This window comes from Streptomyces sp. iso_384 (genome assembly GCF_056172905.1).
The window spans coordinates 65831-78635 of sequence record NZ_JBWBTT010000001.1 but is presented as its reverse complement, the minus strand read 5'-3'; the positions used below and the strand labels follow the sequence as shown (position 1 = coordinate 78635).

Sequence of the window (12805 nt, the reverse complement as noted above, 5' to 3'; positions counted from 1 at the left end):
GAGAACGCAGACAGGGCCGCGGAGCTTCTACGAGCTCCGCGACCCTGCCGCATGATGAATCGGGCGTTTCACGTGAAACATCGCTACCCCGAGCATGATCCGGGCTCTCCCGAGCGCGGTTCAGGCAGCCCCTCCGGCCGCCACCCCCGCACCCGCGCCCGCCGGCTCCTCGTCGGCCTCGTCGGCCCCGTGCCCGGCCCTCGTACCGCGACCGGCTTCACCGCCCCGCGGACCGGCCTCGCCGGGCAGGGAGCCAGCGTCCTTGGCCTCCGCGGCGATCCTGGCCTCCTGCTCCTCGCGTTCGGCCTGCTCGCGCGCCTGGGCCGCCAGATCCACCCGGCCCTCCGGCTTGATGTGGGCGATGACACCGGGGTGCGCGATCGACGGCAGGATGTGGCGCCACATCTCCGCCACCTGCTCGCGCAGATCGGCGCGACCCGTGTCGGCCTCCGAGACCAGCTGGATACCGGTGAACGAGGCGACGATGATTTTGGCGGACACCATCGGGTCGATCTGCGGGAACACCTCGCCGCGTTCCTGGCCCAGCTCCAGCATCCGGGCCGTCGCGTCGATCCAGTCGCCCCACGGGTGCGGCCCGCCGAGGAAGACACCCTCGATGGAGAGCCTCGTACCGGCACGGGCCATCGCGTTGTGGCGCAGGGCGAAGGCGAACTGCTGGCCGCCGTCCACCAGGGACTGGAGCGGCGATCCCTCCTGCTCGAACTCGACCGTGGAGGTCTGCTCGTCCATGATCGCCTGCGCGATGGCCTCCTTGGAGGCGAAGTGGAAGTACAGGGCTCCCTTGGTGACCTTGGCGCGGCGGAGAATCTCCGAGATGGCGGCACGCTCGTAGCCGTAGTCGTCGAAGACACTCGCCGCGGCGTCCACGATCGACCGCCACGTCTGGACCGCGCGAGCCTGCTTCGCCATTTCCTGCCTCCGGGACGTTCTGTGCGCTCAGCCCTTCACCGCCGAGCCGCCGTCGATCCAACCTCTGCGGCCAGCGTAAGCACGTGCGCCGTTGCATCGGCCATCGGTCTGTCCGGAAACCGCGCCCGCGCCCCGGTGGATCACCGCCTGCGGACGACCGCTGCCGCCGCTTCTTACCCGCCTGTCCGTACCCCGGCCGTCCGGCGAAAACACGGAACAACGAAGAACCCCCGCTCTGGATCTCTCCAGAGCGGGGGTTCTCTCGAATCAACTTCAGCAGCTGTGGGCAACTGCCGTTGTGCGCGAGGGGGGATTTGAACCCCCACGTCCCTAAGGACACTGGCACCTGAAGCCAGCGCGTCTGCCGTTCCGCCACTCGCGCAAGTGGTGTTCCAGACCCTCACCTTGTGGGGTGAGCGCCTGGCGACAAACGGAAGATTAGCACGCTGGACAGGGTGGATTCACATCCGTTGTTTCGCCGGCTCGGGGAAGGGAAGCGGGAACCCCGAACCATCGCCCCCACTCCTCCAGAGTGCGTCCCGGGTGCGGGACACTGTGAGGAGGCCACCTCTACGATCCGTGTGAGGGGTGACACTCATCCACAGGCCAGACAAGGGGAACCAGCCGATTTCCCGACGCGTGGATACGATCAGTAAGCAGTACAGGGACGATGACAACGGAGGAGGTGCCCCATGGGGGTCATGAAGCGTTTCGAGCAGCGCCTCGAGGGGCTGGTCAACGGCACCTTCGCCAAGGTCTTCAAGTCCGAGGTGCAGCCCGTCGAGATCGCCGGCGCCCTCCAGCGCGAGTGCGACAACAACGCGACGATCTGGAACCGCGAGCGGACCGTCGTCCCCAACGACTTCATCGTCGAGCTCAGCACACCCGACTACGAGCGGCTCAGCCCGTACTCCGGTCAGCTGGGCGACGAGCTCTCCGGCCTGGTGCGCGACTACGCCAAGCAGCAGCGCTACACCTTCATGGGACCGATCAAGGTCCACCTGGAGAAGGCCGACGACCTCGACACCGGGCTCTACCGGGTCCGCAGCCGCACCCTGGCGTCGAGTTCGTCACAGCACGACCCGTCGGGTCAGCCCCAGCCCGCGCCCGGACGGCCCGCCGCCCCACAGGCTCCCGGCGGCTACGGCTACCCCCCGAGCGCCGCCCCGCCGATGCCCGCGGCCCCGCCGCCCGGTGCCGGACGGCCCTCGGCCCCCACGAACGACCGGCGCCCGCCGGCCGCGGCCGGCCCCCTGCCGGACGCCCGGACGCGACGCTGGATCGAGATCAACGGCACCCGCCATCAGATTTCCCGCCCGACGTTGGTGATGGGACGATCCACCGACGCCGACGTGCGGATCGACGACCCCGGCGTATCGCGCCGGCACTGTGAGATCCGGACCGGAACGCCCTCGACGATCCAGGATCTCGGGTCTACCAACGGCATCGTGGTGGACGGGCAGCACACCACCCGCGCTACGCTCCGCGACGGCTCGCGGATCGTCGTGGGCAGCACCACCATCGTTTACCGGCAAGCCGAAGGGTGAAGCGGGGGCAATGTCAGAGCTGACCCTGACGGTCATGCGGCTAGGTTTCCTGGCTGTTCTGTGGCTGTTCGTCATCGTGGCCGTACAGGTCATCCGCAGCGACCTGTTCGGAACGCGCGTCACGCAGCGCGGCTCACGCCGCACTGCCGCCGACACGCGCCCCCAGCAGGGCCGCCAACAACAACAAGCGGCGCCGCCCCAGCAGCGCCAGCAGTCGGGCCGGCAGCGCCGCGGGGCGCCCACGAAGCTGGTCGTGTCCGAGGGCACGCTCACGGGCACCACGGTCGCGCTCCAGGGCCAGACCATCACCCTGGGCCGGGCCCACGATTCAACGATCGTGCTGGACGACGACTACGCGTCCAGCAGGCATGCCAGGATCTACCCGGACCGTGACGGCCAGTGGATCGTCGAGGATCTCGGGTCCACCAACGGCACGTATCTGGAACGGACCCGGCTCACCACCCCGACACCAGTTCCGCTGGGCGCGCCGATCCGTATCGGCAAGACCGTCATCGAGCTGCGGAAGTAGTACGACAATGAGCGAGCGGAGCGAGCGAGCCGCGGCGGTCCCGAGGACGGACGCTGCCCGGTTCCCGACCGGAGGGTGGGCAGTGTGGCTCGAGACAGGCTGTACCCCGAGCCGACGGGCGAGGTGCGCATGAGTCTGTCGCTGCGCTTCGCCGCCGGGTCGCACAAGGGCATGATCCGGGAGGGCAACGAGGACTCCGGCTATGCCGGACCCCGGCTGCTCGCCATCGCCGACGGCATGGGCGGTCAGGCGGCCGGTGAGGTCGCCAGCTCCGAGGTGATCTCCACGCTCGTCCCGCTCGACGACGACGTACCGGGATCCGATCTCCTGACCTCGCTCGGCACCGCCGTGCAGCAGGCCAACGACCAGTTGCGCGTCATGGTCGAGGAGGACCCCCAGCTGGAGGGCATGGGCACCACGCTCACCGCCCTGCTCTGGACCGGTCAGCGCCTCGGCCTGGTGCACGTCGGCGACTCCCGCGCGTATCTGCTGCGCGACGGCGTCCTGACACAGATCACCCAGGACCACACCTGGGTGCAGCGCCTCGTCGACGAGGGCCGGATCACCGAAGAAGAGGCCACCACCCACCCGCAGCGCTCCCTGCTGATGCGCGCGCTGGGCAGTGGCGACCATGTCGAGCCGGACCTCTCCATCCGCGAGGTCCGCGCGGGCGACCGCTATCTGATCTGCTCCGACGGCCTCTCCGGCGTGGTCTCGCACCAGACGATGGAGGAGACCCTCGCCAGCTACCAGGGCCCGCAGGAGACCATCCAGGAGCTGATCCAGCTCGCTCTGCGCGGCGGCGGCCCCGACAACATCACCTGCATCGTGGCCGACGTCCTGGACGTCGACAGCAACGACACCCTGGCCGGCCAGCTCAACGACACCCCGGTCGTCGTCGGCGCGGTCGCGGAGAACCAGGCCCAGCTGGGCGACGGCGGGGCCATGCAGACGCCCGCCGGCCGCGCGGCCGGTCTCGGCCGCCCCGTGCCCCCGCCCGCCGGCGGCTTCGGCCCGCCCGGCAGCGGCGACGTCGGCTACGGCGGCATGCCGGACGGCTCCTACGACGCCTATACGGACGACGACTTCGCCAAACCGCGCGGCGGTCGTAAATGGCTGAAGCGTTCCGTCTACATCGTGCTGGCGCTGGCCGTGATCGGCGGCGGTCTGTACGGCGGCTACCGCTGGACTCAGACGCAGTACTACGTCGGCGCGAAGGACGAGAACGTCGCGCTGTTCCAGGGCATCAGCCAGGACCTCGCCTGGGTCTCGCTCTCGAAGATCGAGAAGAACCACCCCGAGATCGAGCTCAAGTACCTGCCGCCGTACCAGCGCAAGCAGGTCGAGTCGACCATCGCCGAGGGCAACATCACCGACGCCCGCAAGAAGATCGCCGAGCTCGCCGCCCAGGCCTCCGCCTGCAAGAAGGACGCGCAGCGCCGCGCGGCCGACGCCGAGAACCGGGCCCGCACGGGCGAGGGCGAGGCCGGCGGCACCGCCGGGGCCCCCGCCACCAGGACTTCCGCCACGTCCTCCGCCAAGGGGACCAAGCCGACCACCGCTCCCACTCCCGGCCCCAGCCTCTCGGAGGAAGAGAAGAAGCTGGTCCCGCAGTGCGGTAAGCAGTAAGCCGTAGGGGGCCTTCAGCACCATGAGCGTTGTCACCAACACGACCACCATCGGCGCGATCGACGCGCCGAGCCGCCGCAACACCGAGCTGGCGCTCGTCGTCTTCGCCGTCGCCATCTCGGTGTTCGCCTACGCCAACGTGGGCCTCGCGCTCAACGGCGAGCTGCCCGCGGGCATGCTCGGCTACGGGGCGGGGCTGGCGCTGCTCGGCGGGGTCGCCCACCTCGCGGTGCGCAGGTTCGCCAAGTACGCCGACCCCTTGCTGCTGCCGCTGGCCACCCTGCTCAACGGGCTGGGCCTGGCGCTGATCTGGCGGTTGGACCAGTCGGAACGCTTCCAGGCGCTGGACACCTTCGCTCCCGCCGCCTCGAAGCAGCTGCTGTTCTCCGCCGTCGGCGTGGGCACGCTGGTCGCGGTCCTGGCCATCCTCAAGGATCACCGCATCCTCCAGCGCTACACGTACATCTCGATGGTCGTGGCGCTGTTCCTGCTGATCCTGCCCATGTTCTTCCCCGCCGTGAACGGCGCCAAGATCTGGATCAGGATCCCCGGGGCCGGGACGATCCAGCCCGGCGAGTTCGCCAAGATCATCATCACCGTGTTCTTCGCGGGCTACCTGATGGTCAAGCGGGACGCGCTGGCCCTGGCCAGCCGTCGCTTCATGGGCCTGTATCTCCCCCGCGGCCGTGACCTGGGTCCGATCCTGATGGTCTGGGCGTTCTCCATCCTCATCCTGGTCTTCGAGACCGACCTCGGTTCCTCGCTGCTCTTCTTCGGCATGTTCGTCGTCATGCTGTACGTCGCCACCGAACGCACCAGCTGGATCGTCTTCGGTCTGCTGATGTCCGCGATCGGCGCGGTCGGCGTCGCCACGTTCGAACCGCACGTCCAGCAGCGCGTCACCGCCTGGCTCGACCCGTTCGCCGGCTGGGGCGAGGTGGCCGCGAGCGAGCAGATGGCGAAGTCCCTGATGGCCTTCGGCTCCGGAGGAACCCTCGGGACCGGACTTGGGCAGGGCAACTCCGACCTCATCGGCTTCGCCGCCAACTCCGACTTCATCCTTGCCACGGTCGGCGAGGAGCTCGGGCTCGCCGGGATGATGGGCGTGCTCCTCATCTACGGCCTAATCGTCGAACGCGGAGTGCGCACCGCCCTGGCAGCCCGTGACCCGTTCGGCAAGCTGCTCGCGATCGGCCTCTCCGGATCGTTCGCCATCCAGGTGTTCGTCGTCGCCGGCGGTGTGATGGGCCTCATCCCGCTCACCGGTATGACGATGCCGTTCCTGGCGGCTGGTGGCTCCTCGGTGCTCGCCAACTGGGCCCTGATCGCCATTCTGATCAGAATCAGCGACACCGCCCGCCGCCCCGCTCCGGCCCCCTCACCGTCGACGGACGCCGAGATGACCCAGGTGGTCCGACCGTGAACAAGCCCCTGCGCCGGATCGCGATCTTCTGCGGAATCCTCGTCCTCGCGCTCCTCATCCGGGACAACTGGCTCCAGTACGTCCGTGCCGACGAGCTGAACAGCCACAAGTACAACCGCCGTGTCGAGATCGAGCGGTACGCCCACGAGCGCGGCGACATCATCGTCGACGGCAAGGCGGTCACCGGCTCCGCGGAGACCGAGGACAGCGACTTCACGTACAAGCGGGTCTGGAAGAACGGGCCCCTGTGGGCACCGGTGACCGGCTACTCCTCGCAGGCCTTCGACTCCTCGCAGCTGGAGAACCTCGAGGACGGCATCCTCACCGGCAACGACGACCAGCTGTTCTTCGACCGCACGCTGTCGATGTTCACCGGCGAGAAGAAGCGCGGCGGCAACATCGTCACCACCCTGAGCAGCGACGCCCAGAAGGCCGCCTTCAAGGGGCTCGGCGGCAAGAAGGGCGCGGTCGTCGCCCTCGACCCGAAGACCGGTGCCATCCTGGCTCTCGCCAGCACCCCGTCCTACGACCCGTCGGTCTTCGCCGGGAACTCCATGAAGGACTCGGACAACCGGCAGAAGCTCCTGAAGGACGAGGACAAGCCGATGCTCAACCGGGCATTGCGCGAGACCTACCCGCCGGGCTCCACGTTCAAGGTCGTCACCGCCGCGGCCGCCCTGGAGAACGGGCTCTACGACGACATCGACGCCAAGACCGATTCGCCGATGCCCTGGACGCTTCCGCAGTCCACCACGCCGCTCAGCAACGAGGGCAACATCCCCTGCGAGGACGCCTCGCTGCGGGAGGCGCTGCGCTGGTCGTGCAACACCGTCTTCGGCAAGATGAGCGACGACCTCGGCAACAAGAAGATGATCGAGCAGACGGACAAGTTCGGCTTCAACAAGGAAGTCTTCACGCCCGTCCGCGCCGACGCGAGCATCTACCCCGAGGACAACAGGCCGCAGAACGCGATGGCCGGCATCGGTCAGGCGTCCAACCGGGCCACCCCGCTCCAGATGGCCATGGTCGCCTCCGCCATCGCCAACGACGGCAAGCTGATGGAGCCGTACATGGTCGCCCAGCGCCAGGCTCCCGACCTCGACCCCGTCTACACGCACGAGCCCAAGGAGCTCAGCCGCGCGCTCTCCGGCGAGAACGCCCAGAAGGTCCAGCAGATGATGGAAACCGTCGTCAAGGACGGCACGGGAACCAACGCGCAGATCCCCGGCGTCACAGTGGGCGGCAAGACCGGTACCGCACAGCACGGTCTGAACAACAGCGAGAAGCCGTACGCCTGGTTCATCTCGTACGCGAAGACCGACAGCGGCTCACCGGTCGCCGTCGCCGTCGTGGTCGAGGACGGCAACGCCAACCGGGACGACATCTCCGGTGGCGGGCTGGCCGCCCCCATCGCGCGCGACGTGATGAAGGCGGTCATCGACGCCAAGAAGTGAGACCTGTCACGGCGGTCGCCCGTCATACCGGACATCGGATACCGGTCGGATATCGGCTGACGGGTGCGGGCTGATCACGTCACCCGTGCCCGGTAGCGTATGCGCGAACAGCGCACCGCCGCGGACCACACACGGGTGCGGTCGGGACTGACGGAGAGGGCTGGAACAGTTATGGAAGAGCCGCGTCGCCTCGGCGGCCGGTACGAGCTGGGCTCGGTGCTCGGCCGTGGTGGCATGGCCGAGGTATACCTCGCGCACGACACCCGGCTCGGCCGCACCGTAGCTGTGAAGACGCTCCGGGCCGATCTGGCCCGTGACCCGTCGTTCCAGGCCCGGTTCCGCCGTGAGGCCCAGTCGGCCGCCTCGCTCAACCACCCCGCGATCGTCGCCGTGTACGACACCGGCGAGGACTACGTCGACGGGGTCTCCATCCCGTACATCGTGATGGAGTACGTCGACGGGTCGACGCTGCGGGAACTGCTGCACTCCGGTCGCAGACTGCTCCCCGAGCGCACGCTGGAGATGACGGTCGGCATCCTCCAGGCCCTGGAGTACTCGCACCGCGCCCAGATCGTCCACCGCGACATCAAACCGGCGAACGTCATGCTGACGCGCACCGGCCAGGTCAAGGTCATGGACTTCGGCATCGCCCGTGCCATGGGCGACTCCGGCATGACGATGACGCAGACCGCCGCGGTCATCGGCACCGCCCAGTACCTCTCCCCGGAGCAGGCCAAGGGCGAGCAGGTCGACGCGCGCTCCGACCTGTACTCCACCGGCTGCCTGCTGTACGAGCTGCTCGCCGTGCGGCCCCCGTTCGTCGGGGACTCGCCCGTCGCGGTGGCCTATCAGCACGTCCGGGAGGAGCCGCAGCCGCCGAGCAACTTCGACCCCGAGATCACGCCCGAGATGGACGCGATCGTGTTGAAGGCGCTCACCAAGGACCCGGACTACCGCTACCAGTCCGCCGACGAGATGCGGGCCGACATCGAGGCCTGCCTCGACGGCCAGCCGGTCGCGGCCACGGCGGCGATGGGCGCCGCGGGGTACGGGGGCTACGACGGCTACAACAGCGACCAGCCCACCGCCGCCCTGCACCCGACCGATCCGAACAACGCCCAGACCTCGATGCTGCCCCCGGTCAACCCGGACGACGGCGGCTACGGCTACGACGACCGCCAGGGCCGTCGGCGCCAGCAGAAGAAGAGCAACACCTCGACGATCCTGCTGGTCGTCGCGGGCATCCTGGTGCTCATCGGCGCGATCCTGATCGGCCGGGTGATCTTCACCCCGAGCGGCGACGACGGCAAGATCAAGGCCCCGAACCTGGTGGGCTCCACGCTCGACGGCGCGGAGAGACTCGCGGGCAACGCCGGCGTCACCGTGAAGGTCGGGGCCGAGGAGCCGTGCGAGGACCAGGAGAAGGGCGAGATCTGCTCGCAGGATCCGACGGCCGACGCGATGATGGACAAGGACGGCACCGTCACGGTCGTCGTCTCCACCGGAGCGCCGAAGACCGAGGTTCCCAACGTCCTGGAGAAGTCCGAGGACGGCGCCCGCCAGGTCCTGGAGGAGAAGGGCTTCACGGTCAACGTCACCACGGAGGAGTCCGAGGCGACCGAGGGCACCGTGATCAAGCAGGACCCCAAGGGCGGCGCGAAGGCCGAGGAGGGGGCCGAGATCACCATCACCGTGGCCGCGCAGGCGACGCTCGACCTGCCGGACATGCGGACCCGCACGTACGAGGCGGCGGAGCAGCAGCTGCGGGGTATCGGGTTCACCAACGTCTCGCGGACCGACGTGGACTCGGACAAGCCGGCCGGAGAGGTGGTCGAGCAGACCCCCACAGGTCCGAGCAAGCAGGCCAAGGACACGCAGATCGTCCTGAAGGTCTCCAAGGGTCCGGCGCAGCCGGAGCAGGTACCGATCCCCGGTGACATCGCGGGCAAGTCGTACCAGGACGCGAAGGGCCAGCTCGAAGGGCTCGGCTTCGTGGTCCAGCTCGCCCCGGGTTCGGTCGACAAGCCGAACGCCAGGGTGATCACCAGCAACCCGGGGCCGAACACCCAGGCGGACAAGGGCAGCACCGTCATGCTCGTGACCATCGAGGGCGGCGGGAACGGCGGTGGCGGTCTCTTCGGGGGCCGGGACGGCGACTGAGCCTCCGCCCCACGGCGTACGGCGAAGGGCCCCGGTCACCACGATGGTGACCGGGGCCCTTCCCGTGTGCCCGAGCGTCCGCGGGTGCTCAGCGCAGTTCGACCGGCTGGGTGCGGTCCTTGTCGACCTTCTCCGTACGCTCCAGCTCGCCCCACACGATGTACCGGTACTTCGAGGTGTAGACCGGGGTGCAGGTCGTCAGCGTGATGTAGCGGCCGGGCTTCTTGACGCCCGACTCCTCCGGGACCGGCTGGATCACGTCCACGTTGAACTTCGAGGTCTCGGGAAGCGTCTTGTAGACCTTGTAGACGTACCAGGTGTCCTTGGTCTCGAAGACGACCGGATCGCCGTTCTTCAGCTTGTGGATGTTGTGGAACTTCGCGCCGTGCCCGTCGCGGTGCGCGGCCAGCGTGAAGTTGCCCTCGTCGTCCCAGGGGAGGCCCGACTCGACGGGGTCGGTGTAGTAGCCCGCGATGCCGTTGTTGAGGGTCTTGGGGTCGGTGCCCTTCTTGACCAGCACCTCGCCGTTCTTCATGGCGGGTACGTGCAGGAAGCCGATGCCGTCCTTGGTGTCCAGGTCGCCCGGCCCGCCCGCCCACTTGCTGCGGACCGTGTCGCCCTGCTTGTCGGCCTCGCGGTCGGCGAGCACGTTGGTCCACCACAGGGAGTACGCGACGAACAGCGCGAGCACCAGGCCCGCGGTGATGAGCAGTTCGCCGAAGACGCTGACGGCCGTCGCGACGGGGTGACGGCCGCGTCGGCGTGCCTTCGGCGGGGACGCGGACGTGTCGGTCCGCTCGTCGTGCTCGGTCCTCGCTGCCACCGCACCGTCCCTGTCGTGAGGATGTTCAGCCGAGGAGCGCGTCGGGCTTCCCCTCGCTGCGCGGCCGTTCGTCGACCATCTTGCCCCAGACGATCAGCCGGTAGGTACTCGTGAATTCCGGGGTGCAGGTGGTCAGCGTGAGGTATTTGCCCGGCCCCTCGAACCCCGAACCGACCGGGACCGGTTCGATCACGGAGATGTTGGAGGGCGAGGTCTGCGGGAGGATGCTCGCCATCTCGTACGTGTAGTACGCGTCCTGCGTCTCGACCACGATCGGGTCGCCGGGGGTGAGCTTGTTGATGTAGCGGAACGGTTCGCCGTGGGTGTTGCGGTGACCGGCCACCGCGAAGTTGCCCTGTTTGTCGGAGGGCATCGCCGTCTTGAGCTTGCCCTCGCCGTAGTGGCCGATCATCCCCCGGTCGAGGACCTTCTCCTTGTCGATGCCCTCGGCGATCGGGGCGACGACGTCGAGCTTGGGGATGTGCATGATCGCAAAGCCCTGGCCGGGCGCGAACACCCCGGGCTTCCGGTCGCCGTTGGCCCATTCGTCCTGGATCCGGTTGGTCTCCTTGCCGGCGATCTGCTCGGCCCGGACGTTGGTCCACCAGAGCTGGTAGGTGACGAACAGCAGCATCAGGACGCCCAGCGAGATGAACACCTCGCCGACCACCCGGCTGGCGACGACCGCCGGGCTGTCCTTCGCCGCCTTGGCCGCGCGCCTGGCCTCCATCCGGGACATCGGGGCGGCGGCCGGGGCGGCCTGCTCCACGGCCGGTCCCGGGCGTCTGCGTCCGCGCCCCTTGGCCGCCCGCCGCCGCTCGGCCCGCCCGCCGGAGGGCGGCGGCACGGCGGCCGGGGCGGAGGCCAGGTCCCGGTCTTCCGCGCCGGATCCGTGCTCCCGGGCAGGCTCGTAGGCGACGTCGGGCTCGTACGCCACGTCGGGCTCGAACGGGGCTGCGGGCTCGGCCGGGACGCGGGCGATGACTTCGGTACGCGGTTCGGCGGGGGAGCCCGGGGCCGGGGCCCGTTCCTCGGCCGGGGCCGCCGGAGGTACCGGCGCCGCCTGCGCCGCCTCAGCTATTCGTACAGACGGCTCCTGGGGGCCGTACCAGTCGCGTTGGTACCCGTCGGGGTCGTACCACTCGTTCGGCGCTCCCTGGGGCTGCTGAGGCCCTTGGTGGGGCGCGTAGCCGGAAGCGGGGCCCGGGTCCGGGACCTGCGCGGGGCCCTGACCGGTCGGCGCCGGGCCGCCCGCCGGGATGTTGTCCGCCCGGAACCACGGTGAGGCGTGCCCGCCGGGCAGCGGATCGTTGAGCGGATCCGCGAGGCCGTCCACTGCCGCCACGAACGCGCCGTCGGCCCCGTACGCCCCCTGCGGGTGAGGGCCCTCCGGTCCGGCGTCGGGCCCGGGGCGGCCCGCGGTCACGCGGCGGCCTTGCCCACCACCGGCGCGAGCCCCGCCGACCGCGCGACGGCCCCCTGGTCCCCGCACTGCTCCAGCCAGTTGGCGAGCATCAGATGGCCGTACTCGGTGAGCACCGACTCGGGGTGGAACTGCACGCCCTCCACCGCCCGGTCACGGTGGCGCAGCCCCATGATGATGCCGTCCGCCGTGCGGGCGGTGACCTCCAGCTCCGGGGGCAGCGCGCCGGGTTCGGCGGCGAGCGAGTGGTAGCGCGTCGCGGTGAAGGGCGACGGCAGTCCGGCGAAGACGCCCTTGCCCTCGTGGGTCACGGGGGAGGTCTTGCCGTGCAGCAGCTCGGGGGCGCGGTCGACGACGCCGCCGTACGCGACCGCCATCGACTGCATGCCCAGGCAGACGCCGAAGACCGGGACGCCGGTGTCCGCGCAGTGGCGCACCATCTCGACGCAGACGCCGGCCTGCTCGGGCGTCCCGGGGCCGGGCGAGAGCAGGACGCCGTCGAAGCCGTCCTGGGCGTGCGCGGTGGTCACCTCGTCGTTGCGCAGCACCTCGCACTCGGCGCCGAGTTGGTAGAGGTACTGGACGAGGTTGAAGACAAAGCTGTCGTAGTTGTCCACGACGAGAATGCGTGCGCTCATCGGTCGGCTCCTGCTCCACCGGCGCTCGCGCCGTCGACGGTCACATCACCGAACGGAAGCAGCGGCTCCGCCCACGGGAACACGTACTGGAACAGCGCGTAGACGACCGCCAGAACCAGCACGAGCGCGATGATGCTCCGCACCCATGCGTTGCCCGGCAGATGCCGCCAGATCCAGCCGTACATGCTGCCCCCTCCATTCGGTACCCGCACCAGACTAGAGGGCCGCGGCCGGGGAGTGGGTCAGCTG

The 12805-nt window shown here is 69.4% G+C and carries 11 protein-coding genes and 1 tRNA gene; 6 read left to right on the top strand and 6 right to left on the bottom strand.

From position 1 onward, the window contains the following. Positions 1 to 120: 120 nt before the first annotated feature. Together AC0VY3_RS00330 and AC0VY3_RS00325 are read right to left on the bottom strand one after the other, a co-directional pair. Positions 121 to 930: a ScbR family autoregulator-binding transcription factor gene (locus tag AC0VY3_RS00330; RefSeq protein WP_103509495.1), complete on the bottom strand. Its 810-nt coding sequence runs from the start codon at positions 928 to 930 to the stop codon at positions 121 to 123. Positions 931 to 1229: 299 nt separating this feature from the next. Continuing rightward, positions 1230 to 1312 (bottom strand) — tRNA-Leu (locus tag AC0VY3_RS00325). 310 nt (positions 1313 to 1622) lie between these two features. Between AC0VY3_RS00325 and AC0VY3_RS00320 the strand changes: the two genes are divergently transcribed. The 6 genes from AC0VY3_RS00320 (at position 1623) to pknB (ending at position 9672) form a co-directional block, all read left to right on the top strand. Next, positions 1623 to 2477 carry an FhaA domain-containing protein gene (locus AC0VY3_RS00320; RefSeq protein ID WP_475548634.1) on the top strand — a complete coding sequence of 285 codons (855 nt, stop codon included), beginning with the start codon at positions 1623 to 1625 and terminating at the stop codon, positions 2475 to 2477. Positions 2478 to 2487: 10 nt separating this feature from the next. Then, positions 2488 to 3006, top strand: coding sequence for an FHA domain-containing protein FhaB/FipA (locus AC0VY3_RS00315; RefSeq protein WP_006125955.1), 519 nt, complete (start codon positions 2488 to 2490; stop codon positions 3004 to 3006). Between the two features lie 129 nt (positions 3007 to 3135). Further along, a complete protein-coding gene (locus AC0VY3_RS00310) occupies positions 3136 to 4635 on the top strand; it encodes a PP2C family protein-serine/threonine phosphatase (RefSeq protein ID WP_103509401.1) in 1500 nt (499 codons plus the stop codon). Positions 4636 to 4657: 22 nt separating this feature from the next. Continuing rightward, positions 4658 to 6058, top strand: coding sequence for an FtsW/RodA/SpoVE family cell cycle protein (locus AC0VY3_RS00305; RefSeq protein ID WP_103509402.1), 1401 nt, complete (start codon positions 4658 to 4660; stop codon positions 6056 to 6058). Further along, positions 6055 to 7512, top strand: a complete 1458-nt coding sequence (locus tag AC0VY3_RS00300; RefSeq protein WP_103509403.1) for a peptidoglycan D,D-transpeptidase FtsI family protein — start codon at positions 6055 to 6057, stop codon at positions 7510 to 7512. Before AC0VY3_RS00305 ends, AC0VY3_RS00300 begins: the two co-directional genes overlap by 4 nt. A gap of 171 nt (positions 7513 to 7683) precedes the next feature. Further along, positions 7684 to 9672 (top strand): Stk1 family PASTA domain-containing Ser/Thr kinase, encoded by a 1989-nt coding sequence (gene pknB / locus AC0VY3_RS00295; protein ID WP_103509404.1) that lies wholly within the window; start codon positions 7684 to 7686, stop codon positions 9670 to 9672. 88 nt (positions 9673 to 9760) lie between these two features. On the opposite strand, the gene AC0VY3_RS00290 is transcribed toward pknB, so the two are convergent. From AC0VY3_RS00290 to AC0VY3_RS00275, 4 genes are read right to left on the bottom strand one after another with little or no spacing between them, the layout of a single operon-like run. After that, positions 9761 to 10495 (bottom strand): class E sortase, encoded by a 735-nt coding sequence (locus AC0VY3_RS00290; protein WP_103509405.1) that lies wholly within the window; start codon positions 10493 to 10495, stop codon positions 9761 to 9763. Positions 10496 to 10520: 25 nt separating this feature from the next. Further along, positions 10521 to 11921, bottom strand: a complete 1401-nt coding sequence (locus tag AC0VY3_RS00285) for a class E sortase (RefSeq protein WP_475548633.1) — start codon at positions 11919 to 11921, stop codon at positions 10521 to 10523. Continuing rightward, positions 11918 to 12556, bottom strand: coding sequence for an aminodeoxychorismate/anthranilate synthase component II (locus AC0VY3_RS00280; protein WP_030077162.1), 639 nt, complete (start codon positions 12554 to 12556; stop codon positions 11918 to 11920). Before AC0VY3_RS00280 ends, AC0VY3_RS00285 begins: the two co-directional genes overlap by 4 nt. After that, on the bottom strand, positions 12553 to 12741 hold the full coding sequence (locus AC0VY3_RS00275) for a hypothetical protein (RefSeq protein ID WP_030077164.1): 189 nt from the start codon (positions 12739 to 12741) through the stop codon (positions 12553 to 12555). The genes AC0VY3_RS00280 and AC0VY3_RS00275 overlap by 4 nt, the downstream gene beginning before the upstream one ends. Between the last annotated feature and the right edge of the window lie 64 nt (positions 12742 to 12805).

Bases quoted from the DNA above. Each gene is read 5' to 3' on its own strand.
- AC0VY3_RS00330 (WP_103509495.1), bottom strand. From the start codon at position 930: ATGGCGAAGCAGGCTCGCGCGGTCCAGACGTGGCGGTCGATCGTGGAC.
- AC0VY3_RS00320 (WP_475548634.1), top strand. From the start codon at position 1,623: ATGGGGGTCATGAAGCGTTTCGAGCAGCGCCTCGAGGGGCTGGTCAAC.
- AC0VY3_RS00315 (WP_006125955.1), top strand. From the start codon at position 2,488: ATGTCAGAGCTGACCCTGACGGTCATGCGGCTAGGTTTCCTGGCTGTT.
- AC0VY3_RS00310 (WP_103509401.1), top strand. From the start codon at position 3,136: ATGAGTCTGTCGCTGCGCTTCGCCGCCGGGTCGCACAAGGGCATGATC.
- AC0VY3_RS00305 (WP_103509402.1), top strand. From the start codon at position 4,658: ATGAGCGTTGTCACCAACACGACCACCATCGGCGCGATCGACGCGCCG.
- pknB (WP_103509404.1), top strand. From the start codon at position 7,684: ATGGAAGAGCCGCGTCGCCTCGGCGGCCGGTACGAGCTGGGCTCGGTG.
- AC0VY3_RS00280 (WP_030077162.1), bottom strand. From the start codon at position 12,556: ATGAGCGCACGCATTCTCGTCGTGGACAACTACGACAGCTTTGTCTTC.
- AC0VY3_RS00275 (WP_030077164.1), bottom strand. From the start codon at position 12,741: ATGTACGGCTGGATCTGGCGGCATCTGCCGGGCAACGCATGGGTGCGG.